The sequence below is a fragment of the Companilactobacillus nantensis DSM 16982 genome (assembly GCF_001435815.1).
In the GTDB taxonomy this organism is placed as follows: Bacteria; Bacillota; Bacilli; order Lactobacillales; family Lactobacillaceae; genus Companilactobacillus; species Companilactobacillus nantensis.
Window position 1 is genome coordinate 1 of sequence record NZ_AZFV01000091.1, and the last position, 269, is coordinate 269.

General features: G+C 42.4%; 1 protein-coding gene. It reads right to left on the reverse strand.

What is annotated here, in order from left to right:
- Positions 1 to 269 (reverse strand): group II intron maturase-specific domain-containing protein (locus FD31_RS13815; RefSeq protein WP_275472405.1); only part of this gene is annotated, 269 nt, incomplete at both ends.

A 269-nucleotide genomic window follows, 5' to 3' on the forward strand; every position in this document is an offset into this window, starting at 1 on the left:
CCAATTCCATAGTAGTTCAGCCAACCAACCATTTTCTGATCAATCTCCTTGAAGAGTTCATCGAGGCTTCTGCCTCGATTTCGCTTCGTTGTTTCCTTGAGCGATTGTTTAACTCTCTTTTTGGCTTGTTTGGAAGGACGCACGTAGGTACCCTTGCTTGATACACCGAGTGAGAATCCCAAGAATTTCAGTCCCAGAGGAGATCCAACCTTTGTCTTATTCTTGTTAACCGTTAATTGTAGGTCGTTCTCAAGAAATTTAGAGATACT